General features: G+C 71.9%; 22 protein-coding genes and 1 rRNA gene. 10 read left to right on the top strand and 13 right to left on the bottom strand.

Annotated features, from left to right (window positions below):
* Positions 1-127: 127 nt before the first annotated feature.
* Positions 128-1,653: ribosomal RNA gene (locus E4U91_RS07895) — 16S ribosomal RNA — on the bottom strand.
* Positions 1,654-2,200: 547 nt separating this feature from the next.
* Positions 2,201-2,842, bottom strand: coding sequence for a DNA-3-methyladenine glycosylase (locus tag E4U91_RS07900; protein ID WP_137306165.1), 642 nt, complete (start codon positions 2,840-2,842; stop codon positions 2,201-2,203).
* A 174-nt stretch (positions 2,843-3,016) separates the two neighbouring features.
* Between E4U91_RS07900 and E4U91_RS07905 the strand changes: the two genes are divergently transcribed.
* The 3 genes from E4U91_RS07905 (at position 3,017) to E4U91_RS07915 (ending at position 5,084) form a co-directional block, all read left to right on the top strand.
* On the top strand, positions 3,017-3,799 hold the full coding sequence (locus E4U91_RS07905) for a sporulation protein (RefSeq protein ID WP_137306166.1): 783 nt from the start codon (positions 3,017-3,019) through the stop codon (positions 3,797-3,799).
* 42 nt (positions 3,800-3,841) lie between these two features.
* Positions 3,842-4,381 carry a YbhB/YbcL family Raf kinase inhibitor-like protein gene (locus tag E4U91_RS07910; protein ID WP_137306167.1) on the top strand — a complete coding sequence of 180 codons (540 nt, stop codon included), beginning with the start codon at positions 3,842-3,844 and terminating at the stop codon, positions 4,379-4,381.
* Positions 4,382-4,577: 196 nt separating this feature from the next.
* Positions 4,578-5,084 (top strand): HNH endonuclease, encoded by a 507-nt coding sequence (locus E4U91_RS07915; protein ID WP_137306168.1) that lies wholly within the window; start codon positions 4,578-4,580, stop codon positions 5,082-5,084.
* A 99-nt stretch (positions 5,085-5,183) separates the two neighbouring features.
* On the opposite strand, the gene E4U91_RS07920 is transcribed toward E4U91_RS07915, so the two are convergent.
* The 3 genes from E4U91_RS07920 to E4U91_RS07930 all read right to left on the bottom strand — a co-directional run bounded on the left by E4U91_RS07920 (position 5,184) and on the right by E4U91_RS07930 (position 7,627).
* The gene (locus E4U91_RS07920; protein WP_067232552.1) at positions 5,184-6,146 is read right to left on the bottom strand and encodes an SPFH domain-containing protein; all 963 of its coding nucleotides are present in this window, start codon (positions 6,144-6,146) and stop codon (positions 5,184-5,186) included.
* 142 nt (positions 6,147-6,288) lie between these two features.
* On the bottom strand, positions 6,289-6,720 hold the full coding sequence (locus E4U91_RS07925) for an NfeD family protein (RefSeq protein ID WP_137306169.1): 432 nt from the start codon (positions 6,718-6,720) through the stop codon (positions 6,289-6,291).
* Positions 6,721-6,829: 109 nt separating this feature from the next.
* A complete protein-coding gene (locus E4U91_RS07930) occupies positions 6,830-7,627 on the bottom strand; it encodes an ABC transporter ATP-binding protein (protein ID WP_137304516.1) in 798 nt (265 codons plus the stop codon).
* Between the two features lie 152 nt (positions 7,628-7,779).
* Between E4U91_RS07930 and E4U91_RS07935 the strand changes: the two genes are divergently transcribed.
* The gene (locus E4U91_RS07935; RefSeq protein ID WP_137306170.1) at positions 7,780-8,568 is read left to right on the top strand and encodes a hypothetical protein; all 789 of its coding nucleotides are present in this window, start codon (positions 7,780-7,782) and stop codon (positions 8,566-8,568) included.
* 163 nt (positions 8,569-8,731) lie between these two features.
* Here the strand turns inward: E4U91_RS07935 and E4U91_RS07940 are convergent, their stop codons facing one another.
* Together E4U91_RS07940 and E4U91_RS07945 are read right to left on the bottom strand one after the other, a co-directional pair.
* A complete protein-coding gene (locus tag E4U91_RS07940) occupies positions 8,732-9,373 on the bottom strand; it encodes a response regulator (protein ID WP_137306171.1) in 642 nt (213 codons plus the stop codon).
* Positions 9,366-10,511 carry a GAF domain-containing sensor histidine kinase gene (locus E4U91_RS07945; protein ID WP_137306172.1) on the bottom strand — a complete coding sequence of 382 codons (1,146 nt, stop codon included), beginning with the start codon at positions 10,509-10,511 and terminating at the stop codon, positions 9,366-9,368. The genes E4U91_RS07940 and E4U91_RS07945 overlap by 8 nt, the downstream gene beginning before the upstream one ends.
* A 249-nt stretch (positions 10,512-10,760) precedes the next feature.
* Between E4U91_RS07945 and E4U91_RS07950 the strand changes: the two genes are divergently transcribed.
* The 3 genes from E4U91_RS07950 to E4U91_RS07960 all read left to right on the top strand — a co-directional run bounded on the left by E4U91_RS07950 (position 10,761) and on the right by E4U91_RS07960 (position 13,633).
* The gene (locus tag E4U91_RS07950; RefSeq protein ID WP_137306173.1) at positions 10,761-11,456 is read left to right on the top strand and encodes an SDR family NAD(P)-dependent oxidoreductase; all 696 of its coding nucleotides are present in this window, start codon (positions 10,761-10,763) and stop codon (positions 11,454-11,456) included.
* Positions 11,453-12,622, top strand: coding sequence for an S-adenosylmethionine:tRNA ribosyltransferase-isomerase (locus tag E4U91_RS07955; protein ID WP_137306174.1), 1,170 nt, complete (start codon positions 11,453-11,455; stop codon positions 12,620-12,622). The genes E4U91_RS07950 and E4U91_RS07955 overlap by 4 nt, the downstream gene beginning before the upstream one ends.
* Before the next feature lie 279 nt (positions 12,623-12,901).
* Entirely contained in the window at positions 12,902-13,633 is a 732-nt protein-coding gene (locus E4U91_RS07960) for a transglycosylase SLT domain-containing protein (RefSeq protein WP_137306175.1), read from the top strand.
* Between the two features lie 72 nt (positions 13,634-13,705).
* On the opposite strand, the gene E4U91_RS07965 is transcribed toward E4U91_RS07960, so the two are convergent.
* Positions 13,706-16,243 (bottom strand): FHA domain-containing protein, encoded by a 2,538-nt coding sequence (locus tag E4U91_RS07965; RefSeq protein WP_174867770.1) that lies wholly within the window; start codon positions 16,241-16,243, stop codon positions 13,706-13,708.
* A 257-nt stretch (positions 16,244-16,500) separates the two neighbouring features.
* Between E4U91_RS07965 and E4U91_RS07970 the strand changes: the two genes are divergently transcribed.
* Together E4U91_RS07970 and serB are read left to right on the top strand one after the other, a co-directional pair.
* Positions 16,501-18,408 carry a streptophobe family protein gene (locus tag E4U91_RS07970; protein ID WP_137306177.1) on the top strand — a complete coding sequence of 636 codons (1,908 nt, stop codon included), beginning with the start codon at positions 16,501-16,503 and terminating at the stop codon, positions 18,406-18,408.
* Positions 18,409-18,560: 152 nt separating this feature from the next.
* Positions 18,561-19,775, top strand: a complete 1,215-nt coding sequence (gene serB, locus E4U91_RS07975) for a phosphoserine phosphatase SerB (RefSeq protein WP_137306178.1) — start codon at positions 18,561-18,563, stop codon at positions 19,773-19,775.
* 81 nt (positions 19,776-19,856) lie between these two features.
* Here the strand turns inward: serB and E4U91_RS07980 are convergent, their stop codons facing one another.
* The 4 genes from E4U91_RS07980 to E4U91_RS07995 all read right to left on the bottom strand — a co-directional run bounded on the left by E4U91_RS07980 (position 19,857) and on the right by E4U91_RS07995 (position 22,341).
* On the bottom strand, positions 19,857-20,375 hold the full coding sequence (locus tag E4U91_RS07980; RefSeq protein WP_137306179.1) for a SixA phosphatase family protein: 519 nt from the start codon (positions 20,373-20,375) through the stop codon (positions 19,857-19,859).
* A 71-nt stretch (positions 20,376-20,446) separates the two neighbouring features.
* Entirely contained in the window at positions 20,447-20,653 is a 207-nt protein-coding gene (locus tag E4U91_RS07985; RefSeq protein WP_137306180.1) for a hypothetical protein, read from the bottom strand.
* A 199-nt stretch (positions 20,654-20,852) separates the two neighbouring features.
* Positions 20,853-20,969 (bottom strand): SGM_5486 family transporter-associated protein, encoded by a 117-nt coding sequence (locus tag E4U91_RS39565; RefSeq protein WP_107104192.1) that lies wholly within the window; start codon positions 20,967-20,969, stop codon positions 20,853-20,855.
* A 4-nt stretch (positions 20,970-20,973) separates the two neighbouring features.
* Positions 20,974-22,341 (bottom strand): CynX/NimT family MFS transporter, encoded by a 1,368-nt coding sequence (locus tag E4U91_RS07995; protein ID WP_137306181.1) that lies wholly within the window; start codon positions 22,339-22,341, stop codon positions 20,974-20,976.
* A 114-nt stretch (positions 22,342-22,455) separates the two neighbouring features.
* Here E4U91_RS07995 and E4U91_RS08000 point away from each other — a divergent pair, with 114 nt between their 5' ends.
* On the top strand, positions 22,456-23,142 hold the full coding sequence (locus E4U91_RS08000) for a FadR/GntR family transcriptional regulator (RefSeq protein WP_137306182.1): 687 nt from the start codon (positions 22,456-22,458) through the stop codon (positions 23,140-23,142).
* 22 nt (positions 23,143-23,164) lie between these two features.
* On the opposite strand, the gene E4U91_RS08005 is transcribed toward E4U91_RS08000, so the two are convergent.
* Positions 23,165-23,500 (bottom strand): hypothetical protein, encoded by a 336-nt coding sequence (locus tag E4U91_RS08005; RefSeq protein WP_137306183.1) that lies wholly within the window; start codon positions 23,498-23,500, stop codon positions 23,165-23,167.
* Positions 23,501-23,645 lie beyond the last annotated feature (145 nt).

Genomic DNA, 23,645 nt, shown 5'->3' on the forward strand with positions numbered 1-23,645 from the left:
AGCAGTACTAACAGGAGACTTCCAGACCGTGCCGAATAATCAACGTTCCACCCATGAGCAACCAGCACCGGACATTCGCCGATGTACTGGCCTCTGGACCGCGAAGCGGCCTAGAAGTGCTCCTTAGAAAGGAGGTGATCCAGCCGCACCTTCCGGTACGGCTACCTTGTTACGACTTCGTCCCAATCGCTAGTCCCACCTTCGACGGCTCCCTCCCACAAGGGGTTGGGCCACCGGCTTCGGGTGTTACCAACTTTCGTGACGTGACGGGCGGTGTGTACAAGGCCCGGGAACGTATTCACCGCAGCAATGCTGATCTGCGATTACTAGCAACTCCGACTTCATGGGGTCGAGTTGCAGACCCCAATCCGAACTGAGACCGGCTTTTTGAGATTCGCTCCACCTCACGGTATCGCAGCTCATTGTACCGGCCATTGTAGCACGTGTGCAGCCCAAGACATAAGGGGCATGATGACTTGACGTCGTCCCCACCTTCCTCCGAGTTGACCCCGGCGGTCTCCTGTGAGTCCCCATCACCCCGAAGGGCATGCTGGCAACACAGGACAAGGGTTGCGCTCGTTGCGGGACTTAACCCAACATCTCACGACACGAGCTGACGACAGCCATGCACCACCTGTACACCGACCACAAGGGGGCGCCTGTCTCCAGACGTTTCCGGTGTATGTCAAGCCTTGGTAAGGTTCTTCGCGTTGCGTCGAATTAAGCCACATGCTCCGCTGCTTGTGCGGGCCCCCGTCAATTCCTTTGAGTTTTAGCCTTGCGGCCGTACTCCCCAGGCGGGGAACTTAATGCGTTAGCTGCGGCACCGACGACGTGGAATGTCGCCAACACCTAGTTCCCACCGTTTACGGCGTGGACTACCAGGGTATCTAATCCTGTTCGCTCCCCACGCTTTCGCTCCTCAGCGTCAGTAATGGCCCAGAGATCCGCCTTCGCCACCGGTGTTCCTCCTGATATCTGCGCATTTCACCGCTACACCAGGAATTCCGATCTCCCCTACCACACTCTAGCTAGCCCGTATCGAATGCAGACCCGGGGTTAAGCCCCGGGCTTTCACACCCGACGTGACAAGCCGCCTACGAGCTCTTTACGCCCAATAATTCCGGACAACGCTTGCGCCCTACGTATTACCGCGGCTGCTGGCACGTAGTTAGCCGGCGCTTCTTCTGCAGGTACCGTCACTTTCGCTTCTTCCCTGCTGAAAGAGGTTTACAACCCGAAGGCCGTCATCCCTCACGCGGCGTCGCTGCATCAGGCTTTCGCCCATTGTGCAATATTCCCCACTGCTGCCTCCCGTAGGAGTCTGGGCCGTGTCTCAGTCCCAGTGTGGCCGGTCGCCCTCTCAGGCCGGCTACCCGTCGTCGCCTTGGTGAGCCGTTACCTCACCAACAAGCTGATAGGCCGCGGGCTCATCCTTCACCGCCGGAGCTTTCGACCCTCACAGATGCCTGCAAGAGTGATATCCGGTATTAGACCCCGTTTCCAGGGCTTGTCCCAGAGTGAAGGGCAGATTGCCCACGTGTTACTCACCCGTTCGCCACTAATCCCCACCGAAGTGGTTCATCGTTCGACTTGCATGTGTTAAGCACGCCGCCAGCGTTCGTCCTGAGCCAGGATCAAACTCTCCGTGAATGTTTACTCGGCCAAAAAAGATTCAGCCGGTGCACACCACGAGAGCGGAACCGTCGAGCGGAATAGGCTCAACGGTTCACAGCGTCCTCGCTGTGTTTTCTTCAAAGGAACCTCGTCCCGGTCGTGATGACCGGAGACGGGGTATCAACATATCTGGCGTTGATTTTTGGCACGCTGTTGAGTTCTCAAGGAACGGTCGCTTCCTTTGTACTCACCCGAGAGACTCTCTCGCGGCTTTCCTCCGGGCGCTTCCCTTCGGTCTTGCGTTTCCGACTCTATCAGATCATTCTCTGACCCGATTCCCTGTCGACGGGATTGCCGCAGACCTACTCGCTTTCGCTCGTCGGCCTTTCGACATTCACTACGTTAGCCGATTCCCCCGGCGATCTCATAATCGAGATCCGCGAGTTCGAATTCGAACGTGCGGACACGTCGAAAGCGACCCCGTTGGGGGAAGTCGTTGTAGTGGGTTGGCCGCTCCGGCTGCAGGCGATCGCCGTACCCGGTTCAGCGGCTCGGGCCACATTACGCGCCTCCCCGGAGGGAGTCAACTTCGGCGCCGCCGGGGGACGTGGGCCCGGTAGGGGCTCACCGTGGGGTCGTCCGCGACCCAGTACCGCCAGGGGTGGACGCCTCCCTCGCCGGCCACTCCCGTGCGCGGTCCGTTGCACACCTGGTCGCGGCTGACGGGGGTGCCGGTGAGCACCCGCAGGGGGGTGTCGCCGGTGGCGCACGCGTCCGTGCCGTCGAGGCTCCGGTCGATGCCGAGCGCCGTGGCGAGGCGGGCCGGCCCCTTGGCCAATTCCTTGTCGTTGCGGGCCGAGAGCCGGCGGGTGCGAGCCAGTTCCGCGCCCTCGACGATCTCGCCGGCGCGCAGCAGGACCGCGCTGGACCGGCCCTCGGGGCCGCACACCAGGTTCATGCAGTGCCACATGCCGTAGGTGAAGTAGACGTACACGTGTCCGGGTGGCCCGAACATCACCGCGTTGCGGGGGGTGCGGCCGCGGTAGGCGTGGGACCCCGGGTCGTTCTGGCCGTCGTAGGCCTCGACCTCCGTCAGGCGCAGGACGACCGGGCCGTCGGGGGTCTCCCGGACGAGGAGCCGGCCGAGCAGGTCGGGGGCGACCTCGAGGACGGGCCGGTCGAAGAAGTCCCGTGGGAGGGGCGTACGGTCGGGGGTCGCGATCATGCCCTCCGAGCGTAGTGCAGTCGCACGGGTGCGCGGGGTGGTCAGGGAGCGTCCGGCTTTGCCAGGGTGGGGGCGCGGAACCGGCCACGGTCGGATCGCGTTGGTAGGGGGCAGGGGATCACGTCGATCGCAGGGGTCGTCCGGGGTCCGCCGCCACGGTCACAAGGGAGAGTCATGGCGTTCAAGAAGCTGCTCGCGAGTCTGGGGGCCGGCGGTGCCTCGGTCGAGACGGTGCTGACCGAGGTCAACGTCGTTCCGGGCGGCGTCGTCCAGGGTGAGGTGCGGATCCAGGGCGGGTCCGTGAACCAGGACATCGAGGGTCTGTCCGTGGGGCTGCAGGCCGTGGTCGAGGTCGAGGGCCAGGACACGGAGTACAAGCAGAACGTCGAGTTCACCAAGGTGCGGCTGGGCGGTGCCTTCCAGCTGCAGGCGGGCGCGGTGCACGCGGTGCCGTTCGGGATCGAGATCCCGTGGGAGACGCCGGTCACGATGATCGACGGGCAGTCGCTGCGCGGGATGAACATCGGGGTGACGACCGAGCTGGCCATCGCGCGGGCCGTGGACTCCTCCGACCTGGACCCGATCAACGTCCACCCGCTGCCGGCGCAGAAGGCCATCCTCGACGCCTTCCTCCAGCTGGGCTTCCGCTTCAAGAGCGCGGACATGGAGCGCGGCCACATCCGGGGCACCCGCCAGACGCTGCCGTTCTACCAGGAGATCGAGTTCTTCCCGCCGTCGCAGTACCGAGGGCTGAACCAGGTCGAGCTGAGCTTCGTGGCCGACGAGCACGCGATGGACGTGGTGCTGGAGATGGACAAGAAGCCGGGTCTGTTCAGCGAGGGCAGCGACACGTTCCGCTCGTTCCAGGTGGGGCTGCACGACTACCAGTCGACCGACTGGGCCGGGTACCTCAACCAGTGGCTGTCGGAGGTCGGCAGCCGGCGCAACTGGTTCTAGGCTCGGTCCCGTACCGGACGCACCGATTCAGGAGGTACCCAGGTGACCGAGCTCAAGCGGCGGCCGCTCCCCCACGACTTCCACCCGCCCGTGCCGTCGTTCACGGTGACGAGCCAGGACGTCGAGGAGGGCGGGACGCTCAAGAGCGACCAGGTCCAGGCCGAGGGCAACACCTCTCCGCACCTGCGCTGGGAGGGTTTCCCGCCGGAGACCAAGAGCTTCGCCGTGACCTGCTACGACCCGGACGCGCCGACCGGCAGCGGGTTCTGGCACTGGGTCCTGTTCGACATCCCGGCCTCCGTGACGGAGCTGCCGGCGGGTGCGGGCGGCGGGACGTTCGATGGGCTGCCGGAGGGCGCCGTCCACGCGCGCAACGACTACGGCTCGAAGGACTTCGGCGGGGCCGCGCCGCCGCCCGGGGACGGACCGCACCGGTACGTCTTCACGGTGTACGCGGTGGACCAGGAGGAGCTGGGCCCCGACGCGGACGCCTCGCCGGCCGTGGTGGGCTTCAACCTGCGGTTCCACACGATCGCGCGCGCCCAGCTGATCGGTGAGTACGAGAATCCCGCTGAGGGATGAGTCATCTCATCATTCACTGAACGTTTGCCCGCCCCTGGTCTTGGAAGTGATCAGGGGCGGGCATTTTTGTTGCCGGGGGTCGCGGGGGTCACCCCTCGTGGGAGCAGCAGATATTGCGTTGTCCATCTCGGCGTGCCCGGCCAGAGTTGATCCCAGCCCGCCGCGGGGTGGGCCGGTGCACGGGAGGTGGGCTGGTATGCGGGACACGCTGGTGCTGAACGCGAGCTTCGAGCCGCTGTCGACGGTGACGCTCAACCGAGCCGTCGTGCTGGTGCTCCAGGACAAGGCCGTCGTCGAGCAGGCCCACCCCGAACTGCGGATGCGCGGCGCCGCGGTCGACATACCGGCGCCCCGGGTGATCAGGCTGTGCAGGTACGTACGGGTGCCCTTCCGAAGACAAGCTCCGTGGTCGCGGCGGGGTGTGCTGGTGCGGGACCGGCACCGGTGCGCGTACTGCGGGCGGCGGGCGACGACCGTGGACCACGTGGTGCCGCGGTCCCGGGGCGGGCAGGACTCGTGGCTGAACACGGTGGCCTCGTGCGCGGAGGACAACCACCGCAAGGCGGACCGGACTCCGGAGGAGGCGGGGATGCAGCTCCTGCGGACACCGTTCGAGCCGACGCCGGCCGACGCGATGCTGCTGGCGCTGGGGGCGGAGGACCTGTCGGCCCTGCCGGAGTGGCTGGCCCGGGACGCGGCCTGATGTAGCCGCCGTCGGGCGCTGAACGCGCGGTTCCCCGCGCCCCCTTGGGGGGTACGGGGAACTTTGCTGTGCCGGGCCGTGCGGTGCGGGGCTGTGCCGTCAGTCGATCGTCGGTCGCTCGCGGCGCTCCGTGCCGGAGGAGTTGCCGCCGTTGTTGTTCCCGTTGCCGCCGCCCGAACCGCCGCCCAGCGGGCCGAAGTTGCCCATGGCGCCGGACAGGCCCTTGAGGGCGTCGCCGATCTCGCTGGGGACGATCCAGAGCTTGTTGGCGTCGCCCTCGGCGATCTTCGGGAGCATCTGGAGGTACTGGTAGCTGAGGAGCTTCTGGTCGGGGTCGCCGGCGTGGATGGCCTCGAAGACCGTGCGGACGGCCTGGGCCTCGCCCTCGGCGCGCAGGGCGGCCGCCTTGGCCTCACCCTCGGCCTTGAGGATCGCGGACTGCTTCTCGCCCTCGGCCGTCAGGATGGCGGCCTGGCGCGTGCCTTCGGCGGTGAGGATCGCGGCGCGCTTGTCACGGTCGGCGCGCATCTGCTTCTCCATCGAGTCCTGGATGGAGGTCGGGGGCTCGATCGCCTTCAGCTCCACGCGGTTGACGCGGATGCCCCACTTGCCGGTGGCCTCGTCGAGGACGCCGCGCAGGGCCGCGTTGATCTCCTCGCGGGAGGTCAGGGTCCGCTCCAGGTCCATGCCGCCGATGATGTTGCGCAGCGTGGTGACCGTCAGCTGCTCGATGGCCTGGATGTAGCTGGCGACCTCGTAGGTGGCGGCGCGGGCGTCGGTCACCTGGTAGTAGATGACGGTGTCGATGTTGACGACCAGGTTGTCCTGGGTGATCACCGGCTGCGGCGGGAAGGGGACGACCTGTTCGCGCAGGTCGATGCGGTTGCGGATGGTGTCGATGAACGGGACGACGATGTTGAGGCCCGCGTTCAGCGTCCGTGTGTAGCGGCCGAAGCGCTCGACGATGGCCGCGCTGGCCTGTGGGATGACCTGGATGGTCTTGATCAGGGCGATGAAGACCAACACCACCAGAATGATCAGGACGATGATGACCGGTTCCATCGAACTCCCCGTACCCTTCTCCGCTTCGGCGCCTTCGGAAGATCTTATGGGTGTTGAAGATCTTGCTGGTCGAGTCTGACAGACCGTCGCGTGCGTTGGGGCCGTGTTGGGCGCAGTCGCGCCAACTGACCGTCGTACGAGGTCACATGACGATCGCCGTGGCCCCCTCGATGTCCACGACGTCGACCTGCTGACCCGGTTCGTAGCTCTGGTCGCCGTCGAGTGCGCGGGCGGACCAGACCTCGCCGGCGAGCTTGATGCGGCCGCCGGAGCCGTCGACGCGCTCCAGGACGACGGCTTGCTTGCCCCTCAAGGCGTCGATGCCCGTGGCGAGTTGGGGTCGCTGTGAGCGGTGCCGGTTGGCGATGGGCCGGACCACGGCGATGAGGGCGACCGAGACGACGACGAACACGAGCACCTGGGAGACGGCGCCGAGGCCGACCCCGGCGGCCGCGGCGGCGGCGATGGCGCCCACCGCGAGCATGCCGAACTCGGGCATGGCCGTGACCACGAGGGGGATTCCGAGCGCGGCCGCGCCGACCAGCCACCACACCCATGCGTCGATGTCGTTCACATGGTCATGGTAGGACCGCGCGTGCGGCGCGGACAGGGCGCGAGGGGGGCCGTGCGGGGGCGCCGGGGCCCGTGCCGTCCGGGTCTACCCCGGTGCGGCGGGCGGCCGTTCAGGACATCGGCAGGCCCTGTGCCGTCCAGCGGTCGCCGACCTGCTCGACGACGAGCGGGAGGCCGAAGCAGTGGGAGAGGTTGCGCGAACTCAGTTCGAGCTCGATGGGGCCGGCGGCGAGGACCTTGCCCTGACGGATCATGAGGACGTGGGTGAAGCCGGGGGCGATCTCCTCGACGTGGTGCGTGACCATGATCATCGAAGGGGCGATGGGGTCGCGGGCGAGCCGGCCGAGTCGGCGCACGAGGTCCTCGCGGCCGCCGAGGTCGAGTCCGGCCGCCGGCTCGTCGAGGAGCAGCAGCTCGGGGTCGGTCATCAGGGCGCGGGCGATGAGGGTGCGCTTGCGCTCTCCCTCGGAGAGGGTGCCGAACCTGCGGTCCAGGTAGTCGCTCATGCCGAGGCGGTCGAGGAAGGCGCGGGCGCGCTGCTCGTCGATGTCCTCGTACTCCTCCTGCCAGGCGGCCGTCATGCCGTACGCGGCGGTCAGCACGGTCTGCAGGACGGTCTGGCGCTTGGGGAGCTTGTCGGCCATGGCGATGCCGGCCACACCGATGCGGGGGCGCAGCTCGAAGACGTCGGTGCCGGGGCGGCCGAGGGTCTCGCCGAGGATGGTGGCGGTGCCCTTGCTGGGGTAGAGGTAGCTGGACGCGACGTTGAGCAGGGTGGTCTTGCCGGCGCCGTTCGGGCCGAGGATGACCCAGCGCTCGCCTTCCTTCACCGACCAGGAGACCTGGTCCACCAGAGCCCGGCCCTCACGGACCACGGATACGTCCTGAAGCTCCAGAACATCGCTCATGAGCGCGTTGTCTCCCCTTGCAGTGTGGCCGGTCTCGGCTGTCGCGTTCGCCAGTGGCTCGGTCCGCCGCGCCGGTGGGCACGGCCCTCGAAGAAATCTACGCCACCGGCCGGGCGGCCCGTTCCATCGGTGGGGTCCTTAGGGTGGAGGGCATGCACTCGGAACCTCGCTCGGGTCGCCTCGCGGCCTGGGGAAATGCCCTCTTGGCCGGACTTGTCCCGCCGGACGACGCCGTGCTCGCCATCGTCGGCGGTGACGCGGTGCACCGGGTGGAGGGGCTGCCCGGTGAGCCGGTGCCCGTGGGGCTGTCGCTGGCGCTCGGCCGCCTGCGGGCGCTGGGGGTGACCGGGCTGCGGGTGGCGCTGCCGGCGCCCGGGCATCCGCTGGGGCTCAGCGGGCCGCCGGAGTTCAACGCGCGGGCCCTGGAGGCCGGGGAGGCGGTGGTCGGTCACGGGGCCGCGCTGGGGCTGGTGCCGCAGGTGCACGAGGCCGGGCCCGAGGGTGACGTGCACGTGGAGGTGGTGTGGCACTGCCTGCCGGTGCGGGAGGCGCCGCCCGCGGACGTGCCGTCGCTGGGCGAGGCGGAGCGGGAGCTGGCGGAGGCGCTGCGGGACGCCACGGAGGTGCTGACGCGGCTGGACGTGGCCGGGTCGGGGCCGGTGGCCGCGGCGGCGATCGAGGCGTACCGGGCGCGGGCCGAGCGGGAGCGGGAGGCGCTGGCGCCCGGGTACCCGCCGCGGGCGGTGCGGGTGCTGGAGCTGGCCGAGCGGGTGGGGCTGCTGGTCTCGCTGGCGTACGGCAACGGGCACGGGGGCGCGGTCAGCGCGTCCGAGATGGCGGCGCGGACCCACGCGCTGCGCCCGGTGGAGCGGACGGCCCGGCGGGCGCGGGTGGCCGCGTACAACGCGTACGTGGAGGAGCGGGAGCGCGGGGTGCGCTGAGCGGACGCGCGCGTACCGCGGCGGCAGGCGTGCGGCGGCCGGGTGGGCGTGCCGCGGCGGTAGGCGTACGGCGATGGCATGGGCGTGCCGCGGCGGTCGGCGTACGGCGATGGCGTGGGCGTGCCGCGGCGGCGGTGGCCGGGGAGCTGTGCCCGGCCGGGGGTCAGCCGGCCATGCCGTGGCGCACGGCCCACAGCGCGGCCTGGGTGCGGTCCGCGAGGTCGAGCTTCATCAGGATGTTCGAGACGTGGGTCTTGACCGTCTTCTCGGACAGCACGAGGGCGCGAGCGATCTCCCGGTTGGAGCGGCCGTCCGCGATGAGGCCAAGCACCTCCCGCTCCCGGTCGGTGAGCGAACCGCCCCTGCCCTGACCGCCGCCCGCCTCCTCCTGGGACAGCAGGGCGCCGGCGACCTCGGGCTGGAGCAGCACGTGGCCGGCGTGCACCGAGCGGATGGCGGTGGCGAGGGCGTCGGGGTCGACGTCCTTGTACACGTAGCCGGCGGCGCCCGCGCGCAGGGCGGGGACCACCGTGCGCTGCTCGGTGAAGCTGGTGACGATCAGCACGCGCGCGGGGTTGTCGAGCTCGCGGAGCCGGCGCAGGGCGTCGACGCCGTCCAGTCCTGGCATCTTGACGTCCATCAGCACGACGTCGGGCCGCAGTTCCTCGGCGCGGTCGATCCCTTCGGCGCCGTCGGCGGCCTCGCCGACGACCTCGATGTCGTCCTGCACCTCCAGGAAGGTGCGCAGGCCCCGGCGGACGACCTGGTGGTCGTCGACGAGCAGCACCCTGATTGCGTCAGCCACCGGGGACCTCCATCTCGATCACGGTGCCCTTGCCGGGCGCCGACTCCACCGTCAGTGCGCCGCCGACGCCGCTCGCCCGGTCCCGCATGGAGACGAGGCCGAGGTGGCGGCCGGCCCGACGCACGACCCGGGTGTCGAAGCCGCGGCCGTCGTCGCTGACGCGCAGGACGGCGCCCTGGCCGTGCTTGTCCAGGGTGACGTCGACACGGGTGGCGTCCGCGTGGCGCAGGGCGTTGTGCAGGGCCTCCTGGGCGACGCGCAGCAGGGCCTCCTCCTGGGCAGCGGGCAGGGCGCGCACGCCGTGGCTGCGGAAGGTGACGTGCGCGGTGTGGGCGCGGTCCAGGACGTGCACCTGGGTGCGCAGGGTGGCGACGAGGCCGTCCTCGTCGAGGGCGGCGGGGCGCAGCTCGACCACGGCGGCGCGCAGCTCGTCCGCGGCCTCGGCGGCGAGTGCGGCGACCTGCTGGAGCTCGCCCTTGGCGCGGGAGGGGTCCCGGTCGACCAGGGCGGCGGCGGCCTGGGCGGTCAGCCGCAGGGAGAACAGCTTCTGGCTCACCGCGTCGTGCAGCTCGTGGGCCAGCCGGGAGCGCTCCTCGGCGATGGTCAGCTCGCGGCTGCGCTCGTACAGGCGGGCGTTGGTCAGGGCGATCGCGGCGTGCTGCGCGAGGATCGACAGCAGTTCCTCGTCGTCCTCGGTGAAGCCGCAGCCGCCGTCGGGCTTGGGGCAGTCCTTGTTGGCGAGGAACAGGGCGCCGATGACCTCGTCGCCGTCGCGGATGGGCAGGCCCAGGAAGTCGGACATCTCGGGGTGCGCGGACGGCCAGCCCTCGAAGCGGGGGTCCTCGCGCACGTCGGCCAGGCGCTCGGCCCTGGCCTCGTGGAGCATCGACGCGAGGATGCCGTGCTGGCGGGGCAGGGGCCCGATGGCCCGCCACTGCTCGTCGCTCACCCCGTCGACGACGAACTGGGCGAAGCCCCCGTGGTCGTCCGGCACGCCGAGGGCCGCGTACTGCGCGCCGAGCAGCTCGCGGGCCGAGGCCACGATCGTCTTCAGGACGTCGCGCACCTCGAGGTGCCTGCTCATGGCCAGCAGCGCGGAGCTCACCGCGGCGAGGCCGGACCGGGGGCCGTGACTCATGTTCCTCACGGTACCGGCGGGCTGTGACACCGCGGATCGGGCTGTGGACGGCTCCGGCTAGGGCGGGGGTCCTAGGCCGTGTCGCGGTGGTGGCCCGGGCGGGGTCCTAGGCCGCTGGTCGCGGGCTCGGCGGTGTAGGGCGAAGGGCCCGCGCGGGGCGGGTCCGCGGTCCGACGCGGCAGCCGTGTCGGCGTTCCTACGGTGACGGCACCGCCGAGGTGCGGCGGAACGGACGAGGGGACGGTCGTCATGCCGGTCGCGATCATCACGGGGGCGTCGAAGGGGCTGGGACGCGCGCTGGCCGAGGGGCTCGCCGCGCGGGGCTGGGACCTGGTGCTGGACGCCAGGACGGCGCGGGAGCTGGAGGAGGCGGCGGGCGCCGTCGCCGTGCACGGCACGCGCGTGGAGGCGCTGCCGGGCGACGTGACGGACGCCGCGCACCGCGGGGAGCTGGTCGGTGCGGCCCGGCGGCTCGGCGGGCCGGACCTGGTGGTGCACAACGCGAGCGCCCTGGGCGCCGAACCGCTGGTCCCGCTGGCGCGGCTGCCGCTGGACGGGCTGCGCCGGGCGCTGGAGGTGAACGTGGTGGCGGCGCTGGGGCTGGTGCAGGAGGCGCTGCCGCCGCTGCGGGCGTCCGCGACCGGCGCGGTCGTCGTGGTGAGCTCGGACGCGGCGGTCGAGGCCTACGGCACCTGGGGCGGCTACGGGGCGTCGAAGGCGGCCGTGGACCACCTGGCGGCCGTGCTGGCCGTGGAGGAGCCGGGGCTGCGGGTGTGGGCGGTGGACCCCGGGGACATGGCCACCGACCTGTACGCGGCGGCGGTGCCCGACGACGGAGCGCCCCGGCCCGAGCCGGCCGCGGTGGTGCCGGGCTTCCTGCGGCTGCTGGACGACCGTCCGGCGAGCGGCCGCTACAGCGCGCCGACCCTGGTGGAGGGGCGATGACCCCGGCGCTGCGGGTGCCCGAGGAGCTCTCCGCGCGCGTGCCCGCGGAGCAGCGCGGTCCGGGGCTGCGCCGGGACGACGTACGGCTGCTGGTGTCGCGCGGGACGGAGGTGGCGCACCACGCGTTCCGGGAGCTGCCGGGGCTGCTGCGGGCCGGGGACGTGCTGGTCGTGAACACCTCGTCCACGCTGGCCGCGGCCGTGGACGGGTGGGTCGGGTCCGCGCGCGTGGTGGTGCACTTCTCCACGCGCGGGGACGACGGGCGGTGGGCGGTCGAGCTGCGGGACCCGGACGGGAGAGGAACCACGCGCGCGCGTGCGGGCGGCCCCGCGGGCACCCGCGTGCGGCTGCCGGGCGCCGTGCTGGTGCTGGAGGAGCCGCAGAGCGGGCGGGGTGAGCGGCTGTGGTGGGCCCGGGTGTCCGCGCCGGACGCCCCCGCGCGGACAGCGGGGCGGGGGCCGGCGGCCGCCGCTCCCGCGCGCGGGGCCGTGGCCGACGTCCCCGCGCTGCTGCGGGAGCACGGGCGGCCCATTCGCTACTCCTACACGGAGCGGGACCAGCCGCTGTCGGTCTACCAGACGGTGTTCGCCCTGCCCTCGCCGGACGGTTCGGGCAGCGCGGAGATGCCGAGTGCCGCGCGTCCCTTCACGGCCGCCCTGGTGGCGGAGCTGGTGAGCCGGGGGGTGCAGTTCGCGCCGGTCACGCTGCACACCGGGGTGGCGTCGGCGGAGGCGCACGAGCCGCCGTACCCGGAGCGGTTCTCGGTGCCGGAGGCGTCGGCGCGGCTGGTCGACGCGGTGCGGGCCGGGGGCGGCCGGGTCATCGCCGTGGGGACGACCGCGGTGCGGGCGGTGGAGTCGGCGGCCGGTGCCGACGGGGTGGTCCGCGCGCGGGAGGGGTGGACGGACCTGGTGGTGACGCCGGAGCGCGGGGTGCGGGCGGTGGACGGGCTGCTGACCGGGCTGCACGAGCCGGAGGCCTCGCACCTGCTGATGCTCCGGGCGGTCGCGGGGCGGGCGGTGGTGGAGCGCAGTTACGAGGCGGCGCTGAACGGGCGCTACCTGTGGCACGAGTTCGGGGACGTCCATCTGCTGCTGCCCGGGAACCCCCTCACGCACCGCATTGCGCCAGCAACTCGTGGTGAGAACGCTGTGTCCGCCGTGTGAGCCCGCACATAGGGCCCACATCACGTACGAAGGACATTAGGAGACAAAGAGATTCGTCGCGAGCGGGGCAGACGGCATGGTCTGTCCCGTTTTGCCCTTACCTGATCCACTACCCGGCATCGTAGGTCACACCTTTGCCTGGCGATTTTGCGGCCGCTAAGAATTGCTCTCGTCGCTCAGCGCCGCGGAGTTTTCCCCGCGGCGTTCGTGCCGAAACGCAGCCTTTGTCCCCACGGCCGCCGAGCGATCTCCGCGCTATTCGAAGAGGTCCATCCCGCCATGCCCAAGAACACCCACAAGATCGCGCTCGCCGGTGTCGCCACGCTCGGCGCCGCCGCCGTCGCCTTCACGGTGGTCCCGGCCGACGCGCAGACGACCACCCGCGAGGCCGCCGCGTCGACCCGTGTGGCGTACAGCTCCGAGCAGCTCGCCGGCGTCAAGGCCGACATCACCGACCAGCTCGCCGGCAGCAGCGTGAAGGTCGACGCCATCGAGGCGAAGAAGAAGGCCGCCGCCGACGCCGTGAAGAAGGCCGCAGCCGCCAAGAAGGCCGCCGCCGCGAAGAAGGCGGCCTCCGCTGCCGCCGCGAAGAAGGCCGCGGCCAAGAAGGCCGCCGCCGCGCGCAAGGCCAAGGCCGCGAGCCGCTCGGCGCAGCGCCCCCAGGTCAAGCTGGTCTCCGCCAAGACGTACAGCAACAACCTGGACGGCTGGATCCGGCACTCCCTGGACATCATGAAGTCCAAGGGCATCCCGGGCAGCTACAGCGGTCTGCACCGCAACATCATGCGTGAGTCCTCGGGCAACCCGTACGCGATCAACGACTGGGACATCAACGCCATCAACGGCATCCCGTCCAAGGGTCTGCTGCAGGTGATCCCGCCGACGTTCGCCACGTACCACGTGGCCGGCACGTCCTGGAACATCTACGACCCGGTCGCCAACATCACGGCCGCCGCCAACTACGCGGCGCACCGCTACGGCTCGATCGACAACGTGAACAGCGCCTACTGACCGGCGCCCCCGCACACCGAAGGGCGGCCCCCCACCTGACCGGGGGCCGCCCTTCGGGGTCGTCCGGGACGCCTACTTGCGCATGACCTCGGGCTCGTGGCGGCGCAGGAAGCGGGCCACGAAGAAGCCGCAGATCACGCCGAGAGCGAGCAGGGCGGCCATGTCCAGGCCCCAGGCGCCGGCCGTGTGGTCCCACAGCGGGTCGGTGTCCCCGGCCGTCTCCGGCGGGCTGATCCTGTTGAAGTCCAACGTGGCGCCCGCCGCGGCGACCGCCCAGCGCGACGGCATCAGGTACGAGAACTCGTTGACGCCGATCGAGCCGTGCAGGGTGAACAAGCAGCCGGTGAAGACGACCTGGATGATCGCGAACATCACCAGCAGCGGCATGGTCTTCTCGGCGGTCTTCACCAGCGAGGAGATGATCAGGCCGAACATCATCGAGGTGAAGCCCAGCGCCATGATCGGAACGGAGAGTTCCAGCAGGGTGGCGCCGCCCAGCACGAGGCCCTTCTCGGGGATCTCCCGGCTGGAGAAGCCGATGACGCCGACCAGCAGGCCCTGCAGCACGGTGATCATGCCGAGCACGAACACCTTCGACATCAGGTACGCCGAGCGCGACAGGCCGGTCGCCCGCTCCCGCTCGTAAATGACCCGTTCCTTGATCAGCTCGCGGACCGAGTTGGCGGCCCCCGCGAAGCAGGCGCCCACCGCGAGGATCAGCAGGACCGTGGTGGCCGTGCCGTTGGGGATGATCCGGCCGGTGTTCGGGTTGACCGGGTTGGGCAGCAGGCCCTTGTCGGAGTCGATCAGCAGGCTCACCGCGCCGAGCACCGCCGGCAGGATCACCATCAGGCCGAGGAAGCCCTTGTCGGACGCGATCACCGAGACGTAGCGGCGCACCAGCGTGAGGAACTGGCTCAGCCAGCCCTGCGGCTTCGGCGGCTTCATCGCCTGCATCGGCGGCACCTGTACGGCCTGCGGCGCCACCGCGTCGATGTCCGCGGCGTACATCTGGTAGTGCTGCGAGCCCTTCCAGCGGCCCGCCCAGTCGTAGTCGCGGTAGTTCTCGAAGGCGGAGAAGACGTCGGCCCAGGTGTCGTAGCCGAAGAAGTTCAGCGCCTCCTCGGGCGGCCCGAAGTAGGCGACCGCGCCGCCCGGCGCCATCACCAGCAGCTTGTCGCACAGCGCCAGCTCGGCCACGGAGTGGGTCACCACCAGGACCGTGCGGCCGTCGTCCGCCAGGCCGCGCAGCAGCTGCATGACGTCGCGGTCCATGCCCGGGTCGAGGCCCGACGTGGGCTCGTCGAGGAAGATCAGCGACGGCTTGGTCAGCAGCTCCAGGGCCACCGAGACGCGCTTGCGCTGGCCGCCGGAGAGCGAGGTGACCTTCTTGTCCTTGTGGATGTCGAGCTTGAGCTCGCGCAGCACCTCGCCGATGCGGGCGTTGCGCTCGGCGCCCGTGGTGTCGGCCGGGAAGCGCAGCTTGGCCGCGTACTTCAGGGCCTTCTTGACGGTCAGCTCCTTGTGCAGGATGTCGTCCTGCGGGACCAGACCGATGCGCTGGCGCAGCTCGGCGAACTGCTTGTACAGGTTGCGGTTGTCGTAGAGGACCTCGCCCTGGTCGGCGGGCCGGTACCCGGTGAGCGCCTTCAACAGCGTCGACTTGCCGGAACCGGACGGGCCGATCACCGCGACCAGCGACTTCTCCGGGACGCCGAACGAGACGTCCTTGAGGATCTGCTTGCCGCCGTCAACCGTGACGGTCAGGTGGCGGGCCGAGAAGGAGACCTCACCGGTGTCGACGAACTCCTCGAGCCGGTCACCGACGATGCGGAACGTCGAGTGGCCGACGCCGACGACGTCCGTCGGGCCGAGCAGCTGCGTGCCGCCCTTGGGGATCGGCTGGCCGTTGACGTAGGTGCCGTTGTGCGAGCCCAGGTCGCGGATCTCCATGCGGCCGTCGGGCGTCGCGTGGAACTCGGCGTGGTTGCGCGAGACCTGCAGGTCGGAGACGACCAGGTCGTTCTCCAGGGCACGGCCGATGCGCATCACGCGGCCCAGCGAGAACTGGTGGAACGTGGTGGGGCTGCGGTCGCCGTGGGCCGGCGGTGCCCCCGCGGCACCACCGGGGACCTGCTGCGCGAACTGCTCGCCCGGGCCCGGCTGCTGGGGGATGTGCGAGGCGGGCGGCGGCGCCTGGTGCGGCTGCTGCCAGCCCGGCTGCGGGGCCTGCTGCGGCGGTGCCTGCTGCGCCCAGCCCGGGTTCGCGCCCTGCGCCGCGTACGGCTGTTGCGCCTGCGGCGCCGGCACGGCGGCCGGGTCGGCGGTCAGGTTCAGGCGGGGGCCGTCGGTGGCGTTGCCCAGGTACAACGCCGTGCCCGGGCCCAGCTCCAGCCGCTGGACGCGCTGTCCCCGCGCGTACGTGCCGTTGGTGCTGCCGTGGTCCTCGATGACCCAACCGCGGCCGTCGAAGCTGACCGTGGCGTGACGCCAGGAGACCCTGGCGTCGTCGAAGACGATGTCGCCCTGCGGATCACGTCCGAGGGTGTAGGCCCTGGACGGATCGAGCGTCCAGGTACGTCCGTTTGTTTCCAGTACGAGTTCCGGCACTCCATGCCCCACTGAGTTGTCCCCCGAATTGCCCCCGATGCGGGGAGTCTAGGGATGTCGAACATCGGGGGGAACTATTTCAGGAGTGGCCCTCTGACCGAAAGTCGGGCCTTGCGAACGGAGCCCGCCGCCTCATCGGCCGTTCCCGTTGACGGGGTTGAAACCTGCCCGGAGAGTGGTAAACGCACGCGAGGGGGACACGGGCGGCCGTACCGCACCGGAGTGCGTCGCCCCGCGTCGCGGATCGGGGGGTCTGCATGGGTGCCGGGACGGATACCGGGACGGCCGGGAACGCGCGCCGCTCCCCGGGTGTGCCGTGGGGGGACGTACTGCTGTCCGCGATCGCCGCGGTGAGCTGGGCGTTGATCGGGATGGCGGGCGTGGCGGCACTGGGGCTGCACCTGCTGGAGGCGGACGCCGAGGGCTCGTTGGGCCCGATGACGGCGGCCGTCGTGGCACTGGGGGCCGGGGGTTCGGTGACGCCGTCGGGCGACGTGTCCGCGTTCGGGCTGTCCGGCGCGCGGACGGCCACCGCCATGGAGATCACGCCACTCGGGGTCGGCCTGGTCGGCGCGCTGCTGCTGTCGTGGTTCTTCCTGCGGTCCCTGCGCGCGGCCGGAGCGGTGCTCACGCCGGCCGAACTCCTCGCCCGCGCGGGCACGGTGGTCGCGTTGTTCGTGGCGATGCTCGGCGGACTGGCGTGGGCCGGACACGACGTCGTCACGCTCGACGGCGGCTCGCTCGGGCTGGACGACCTGCCCGGCGGGAGCGGCCGGACCGGGGTGACCCTGCCCGGGGTCGGGGACATCGGGGGCCTGCTGCCGGACCGGCTCGGCGACCTGGCCGACGCGAAGGCGGCCGTCGGCTTCACGGTGGACACCGCGCCGACGCTACTCGGCGGGCTGGCCTGGTCGGCCGGGGTGCTGCTGATCGCCCTGCTGGCCTCTCGCCGCACACCGCTGCCGCGCGGCTGGGAGGCCGTGCACCGGGTGGTGCGGCCGGCCGTTTCCGCGCTGGTCACCGTGGTGCTGACGGCGGTCCTGGCCGGTCTCGCCGCGGCGGCCTGCGCGGCGGTCGGCGACGCGCACCCGAAGCGGATCGCGGGCGCCGCGCTGCTGGGAGCGCCGAACGGGGTGTGGCTCGGGGTCGACGTCGGCCTGCTCGTGCCGTTCGACGGGCGGGCGTCCGGGGCCCTGACGAAGGTGCTGCCCGACCCCCTGGACGACCTGCTGGGCTCGGGCGGCGACCGGACGGTGACGCTGGCGCGGCTGGCCGAACTGGACGGCCGGGTGTGGCTGTTGGGGGTCGCGGCGGGTCTGATGATGCTGCTGGCGGGGGTGTTGGTGGGGGTACGGACGCCGGTCGGGGGTGGCGGCGGGGGTACGCGGGGCGTTGGTACGGGGGCCGGTGCGGGAGCCGGTCCTGACGGTGACGGCGGTCGCGACGGCGTCGGCGGCCCCGTCGGTGTCGGCGGTCGCGCCGGTGTCGGCGGTCGCGCCGGTGTCGGCGGCCCCGTCAGTCGCGCTGGTGTCGGCGGTCCCGTCGGCGTCGGCGGCTCCGTCGGTGTCGGCGGGTTCGTGGGGCGCTGTGCGCTGCGGCTGGGGATCGCCACGGCCGTGACGCTTCCGCTGCTGGCCCGGCTGACGGAGGTGTCGGCGGACGCGTCGCTGTCGGTGCTGGGCTTCGACGCGTTCGGTGCGGGGGTCGAGCTGCGGGGGCGGCTCGGGACGGCGCTGGCCTGCGGGGCGCTGTGGGGCGTGGGTGCGGGAGCGGTCGGGGGCTGGCTGGCGTGGGTGTGCGGGGCGGCGGGAGCGCGGGCGGTACCCGTGGGGACGGGAACGGCGGAGGTACGGGGTGAGGCGGCCGTCTCCCCCGGCGCGGGTGCCGGTCCCTACGCGCCGGGTGCGCCGTACCGGCCGCCGAACCCGGGGACGAATCCCTACCTGCGGCTGCCGGAGGAGCTGCGGGAGCCGCGGGGCGGAGAGCCGGAGCCGGAGGACGCCGCGCCACCGGCCCGGAGGGACGCGTCGGGTGCGCCGACGGTCGCGGGGCCGCTCGGGCGGCCGCCGGGGAGGAAGCCGCGGACCTCGTGGGGCGACGGTCCGCCACCGCCTCCCCCTCCCCCTCCCCCGCCGGTGCGTCCGCCCAAGCGACCGAAGGGGTAGGGGCGTCGCGGACGTCATTGCGCCGCGTCCGTCGTTCCGCCCTTCCGTCGCTCCGTCGCTCTGTCGCCACCTCCTCGTCGCCCACTGTTCCCTGTCCGCCAGGCGGACCGGGGCGGCGGGAGGCACCGAGTGCCGGATACGGTGGTCACACCATGAGCGCTTCGCAGACTCCGCCCGCCGACGTTCCGACTCTGCTCGTCAAGATCTTCGGCAAGGACCGGCCGGGCATCACGGCCGGCCTCTTCGACACCCTCGCGGCCTACTCCGTGGACGTGGTCGACATCGAGCAGGTCGTGACCCGTGGCCGGATGGTGCTGTGCGCGCTGGTCACGGCGCCGCCGCACGCCCTGGAGGGTGAGCTGCGGTCGACCGTGCACAGCTGGGCCGAGTCGATGAAGATGCAGGCGGAGATCATCTCCGGCACCGGTGACAACCGTCCGCGTGGTCTGGGCCGGTCCCTCGTCACCGTGCTGGGCCACCCGCTCACCGCCGAGGCCACCGCCGCCGTCGCCGCGCGGATCGCGAAGGCCGGCGGCAACATCGACCGCATCTTCCGGCTCGCCAAGTACCCGGTCACGGCCGTCGAGTTCGCCGTGTCCGGTGTCGAGACCGGGCCCCTGCGCACCGCCCTGGTCACGGACGCCGCCGCGGTCGGCGTGGATGTCGCGGTCGTCTCGGCCGGGCTGCACCGGCGGGCCCAGCGGCTCGTGGTGATGGACGTGGACTCGACGCTGATCCAGGACGAGGTGATCGAGCTCTTCGCGGCGCACGCCGGCTGCGAGGACAAGGTCGCCGAGGTCACGGCGGCGGCGATGCGCGGTGAGCTGGACTTCGAGCAGTCGCTGCACGCGCGCGTGGCGCTGCTGGAGGGGCTGGACGCGTCGGTGGTGGAGAAGGTCCGCGCCGAGGTACGGCTGACCCCGGGCGCCCGCACGCTGATCCGCACCCTGAAGCGGCTCGGCTACCAGGTGGGCGTCGTCTCCGGCGGGTTCACCCAGGTCACCGACGACCTCAAGGAGCGGCTGGGCCTCGACTTCGCCCAGGCCAACACCCTGGAGATCGTCGACGGGCGGCTGACCGGCCGGGTGACCGGCGAGATCGTGGACCGCGCGGGCAAGGCGCGGCTGCTGCGCCGGTTCGCCTCGGAGGCGGGCGTACCGCTGTCGCAGACCGTGGCCGTCGGCGACGGCGCCAACGACCTGGACATGCTGAACGCGGCCGGTCTCGGGGTCGCCTTCAACGCCAAGCCGGTGGTGCGGGAGGCGGCGCACGCCGCGGTGAACGTGCCGTTCCTGGACACCGTGCTGTACCTGCTGGGCGTCACCCGCGAAGAGGTCGAGGCGGCGGACACCCACGACGAGCAGTGACGGGGCGCGGCTGACGGCCCACGACGAGCAGTGACGGGGCGCGGCTGACGGCCCGCCGTGCTCGGCGGGTCGGCCGCCCGGTCAGTCGCTCGGGGCCCAGTAGTCGCGCAGGGTCGCCACCCGGGGTTCCAGGGACTTCCAGGGACCCTCGAAGGACAGGACGGCGAAGGCGGCGGCCGGGAAGCCCCGGCGGTTCATCCGTCCGCCGGCGTCGGCCTCGGCGGAGCCCGCGAGGATCTCGGCGAGGGCGTGCACCCCCGGGTTGTGGCCGACCAGCAGGAGGTTGCCGACGTCGTCCGGGGTCTCGTTGAGCAGGGCGATCAGCTCGCCCGGCGAGGCCTCGTAGATCCGCTCCTCGTAGATGGTCTTCGGCCGGTGCGGGAACTCGTGCACGGCCAGTTTCCAGGTCTCCCGGGTGCGGGTCGCGGTGGAGCACAGCGCCAGGTCGACGGCGACGCCCGTGTCGAGCAGTCTGCGTCCGGCCTCGGCCGCGTCCTTGCGGCCGCGGTCCGCGAGCGGTCGCTCGTGGTCGGTCACCTGGGGCCAGTCGGCTTTCGCATGCCGGAAGAGGACGATCGTGCGAGGTTCTGCGGCGCTCATGACTCCCAGCTTCGCACGAAACACGCCACCGGGCTCAGGGAGTTGACGGGCGGCTTCACCGACGCCTCCGGTCACCGCGCGAGCAGGTCCCGCAGCCGCTCCAGGACGTGCGCGAGGACGGGCTCGCCGGCGGCCGCCTGGGCGTCGGCCGGGTTGAGTATCAGCGCGAGCAGGGTGATGAAGGCGAGGGTCGGCAGGGCCAGGGCCCACCAGGGCAGCCGGGTGCCGACGCCGCCCGTGGTCGCCGGGTGGGGCCGGGTGTGCGTAGGGGCCGACATGGATGCCTCCGCGGGTCGCCGATCGTCTCCGAGTGGGTGCGGGCCGCCGTCCGCGGCCACATCTCGAAGCTACGGAATCCGCGGGCCGCGTCCCATCCGGTGATCCACCCACTTGACCCTGACCCTGGCCCCCTAGGGGACAGGGGGGCTAGCACCACCCCGCACGGGGCCGGCCTGCACGGGCGGTACCGGCGACGGCTCAGGGCGAGGCGATCGTCGCGATGACGGCGATGACCACGAAGATGGCGAGGAACGAGCCGAAGACGATCAACATCTTCTTCTGGCCGTTCTGGGGATTCGGATCGAGCACGGGCATGCGGTCAGTCTCCCACCCCGTGCGCCCGGTCCGTCCCCCGGGGCCCGCGCGCCGCCGCCTCGTCCTCGATCGTGCGGTCGCGGCCCGCGAGGACGCCGACGACCATCTGCGGCACCATCAGGGCCGCCATCAGCGCCAGCGGCACGCCCCAGCCGCCGGTGGCCTCGTACAGGACGCCCACCAGGAGCGGGCCGGGGATCGAGATCAGGTATCCGGTGCTCTGCGCGAAGGCGGACAGCTGGACCACGCCCGCGCCCGTGCGGGCCCGCATCCCGACCATGGTGAGGGCGAGCGGGAAGGCGCAGTTGGAGACGCCGAGCAGCAGCGCCCACGCCCAGGCGCCCGCGGCCGGGGCGAGGTACATCCCGGCGTAGCCGACGAGGCCGCAGACGCCGAGCACGACGACGATCGGGCCCTGCCGGGGCAGCCGGGCGGCCACGCGCGGGATGAGGAAGGCCAGCGGGACGCCCATCACCATCGTCACCGCGAGCAGCAGCCCGGCGGTGCCGGCGGCGACGCCCGCGTCACGGAAGATCTGCGCCATCCAGCCCATCGTGATGTAGGCGGCGGTGGCCTGGAGCCCGAAGAACACCGCGAGCGCCCAGGCGGTGCGGCTGCGGGTGATGCGCAGCGGCGCCGACGACTCCACCCGCGCGGTGCGCCCCTCCGTCGCGGCCTGCCGCTGCGGTCGCTCCGGCGCGGCGGACTCGTCCCCCCGGTCGCGGACGAGCAGCAGCCAGGGCAGGACGGCGACGCCGGCCAGTCCCGCCCACACGGCGAGCCCGGTCTGCCAGCTGCCGCCCAACGAGTCGGTCATCGGCACGGTCGCCGCGGCGGCGAGGGAGGTGCCGAGGGCCAGGGCCATCGAGTACAGCCCGGTCATGGAGCCGACCCGGTCGGGGAAGTGGCGCTTGACGATGACCGGCATCAGCACGTTGCTCACCGCGATGCCCATGAGGGCCAGGGCGCTGGCGGCCAGGAAGCCCGCCGTGCCGCCCGCGTAGGGGCGTACGAGCAGACCTGCGGTGATGGCGACCATGCCGGCGCACACCACGGCGCCCGGGCCGAAGCGGCGGGCGAGGCGGGGCGCGGTGACGCCGAAGACGGCGAAGCACAGGGGCGGCACGGAGGTGAGCAGCCCGGCCACGCCGCCGCTCATGCCGAGTCCGTCGCGGACCTCTTCCAGGAGGGCGCCGAGGCTGGTGATGGCGGGGCGCAGGTTGAGGGCGGCCAGGACGATGCCCACGACCACCAGCCGGGTCCGCCACGCGCGCGCGGCCGTGGGGCGGTGCGCGTCGGCGGCCGGGGCTCCGGCGGGTGCCGGGGCGGGGTTCGGGGCGGATGTCGTCGTCCGGGTCTCCTCGGGTGCCATGGCGCCATCATAGAATCATGGGATGATTGGTTGTCCACTCCCGACCGGCCCGGGTGGTCCCGTCGCGACCGGCCCGGTTGGCCCCGTCCCGGCCCGCTCGTGCGAAGGTGAGCCATGCCTCTGAGCCATCCCCGTCGCTCGGCGCTGTCCGAGCAGGTCATCTCCGCGCTGCGCACCCAGATCACCTCGGGCGAGTGGCCGGTCGGCTCCCGCATCCCCACCGAGCCGGAGCTGGTCGAGCAGCTGGGCGTCGCCCGCAACACGGTCCGCGAGGCCGTCCGGGCCCTCGCCCACAACGGCCTGCTGGACATCCGGCAGGGGTCGGGCACCTACGTGGTCGCGACCAGCGAGCTGGCGGGCGTGATGCACCGCCGGTTCGCCGACGCCGATCCCCGCCACATCGCGGAGCTGCGGGCCACGCTGGAGTCGAGCGCGGCCCGGATGGCCGCCGAGCGGCGCACCGAGAAGGACCTCAAGCAGCTCGACGCGCTGCTGCTGCGCCGCGAGGAGGCGTGGGAGTCCGGCGACGCGGAGGCGTTCGTGGCGGCGGACGCGACGTTCCACCTTGCGGTGGTGGCGGCCTCCCACAACGACGTCATGACGGCGATGTACGCCGACCTGGGCGAGGTGCTGCGGGACTGGCTGCGCGAGGACGTCGGCCGTGAGCTGACCCCGGAGACGCACATGGACCACACGCGGCTGGTCGACGCCGTCCGCGCGGGTGACGCGGAGGCCGCGGCGGCGGAGGCCGCGAGCTACCCGTTCCTGTGCCGCCCGGGACGCTTCACCGCGGCCGGCTGACCGGGGCGGCGCGCGGCACCGCTCACACCTTCTCGTGGCTGACCCAGGCCCTGCCGACCTCCATCCAGCAGCGGCCGGTCAGCCGTACGGTCTCGGCGGGTCCCGCCTCGACAGGGGCGCCGTCGGTGTCCAGGTCCCACCAGCGGGCGCATTCGACGTGCAGCCGGACCCGGTCCGTGTCGGCATAGGGGTTGTGGCAGTCGGCGACCACGTGGGAGCCGTGCACGCGCGTGCGGCACTCCGCCCCGAACGGTGCGGCGGAGGCGTCCACGCGTGCGTGCGAGACCGCGTCGTACGGCGCGCACAGGACGAGGGCGGCGGCGACGGTCACTGGGGCCAGGCTTCGGGACAGGCGCACAAGGGGACCTCCTCGGACCGTACGGCGGCGGGGCGGTGCGGGGCGGGCGGTGCGTCCTCCCAGCGTGCCGTGTCACCCGTACGGACCGCCCGGCCGACTGGGCCGAACGGGCGACGCCCCGCCCCCCGCGCGCTGCGGGGGACGG

The sequence above is a fragment of the Streptomyces lasalocidi genome (assembly GCF_005280215.1).
GTDB lineage: Bacteria > Actinomycetota > Actinomycetes > Streptomycetales > Streptomycetaceae > Streptomyces > Streptomyces longwoodensis.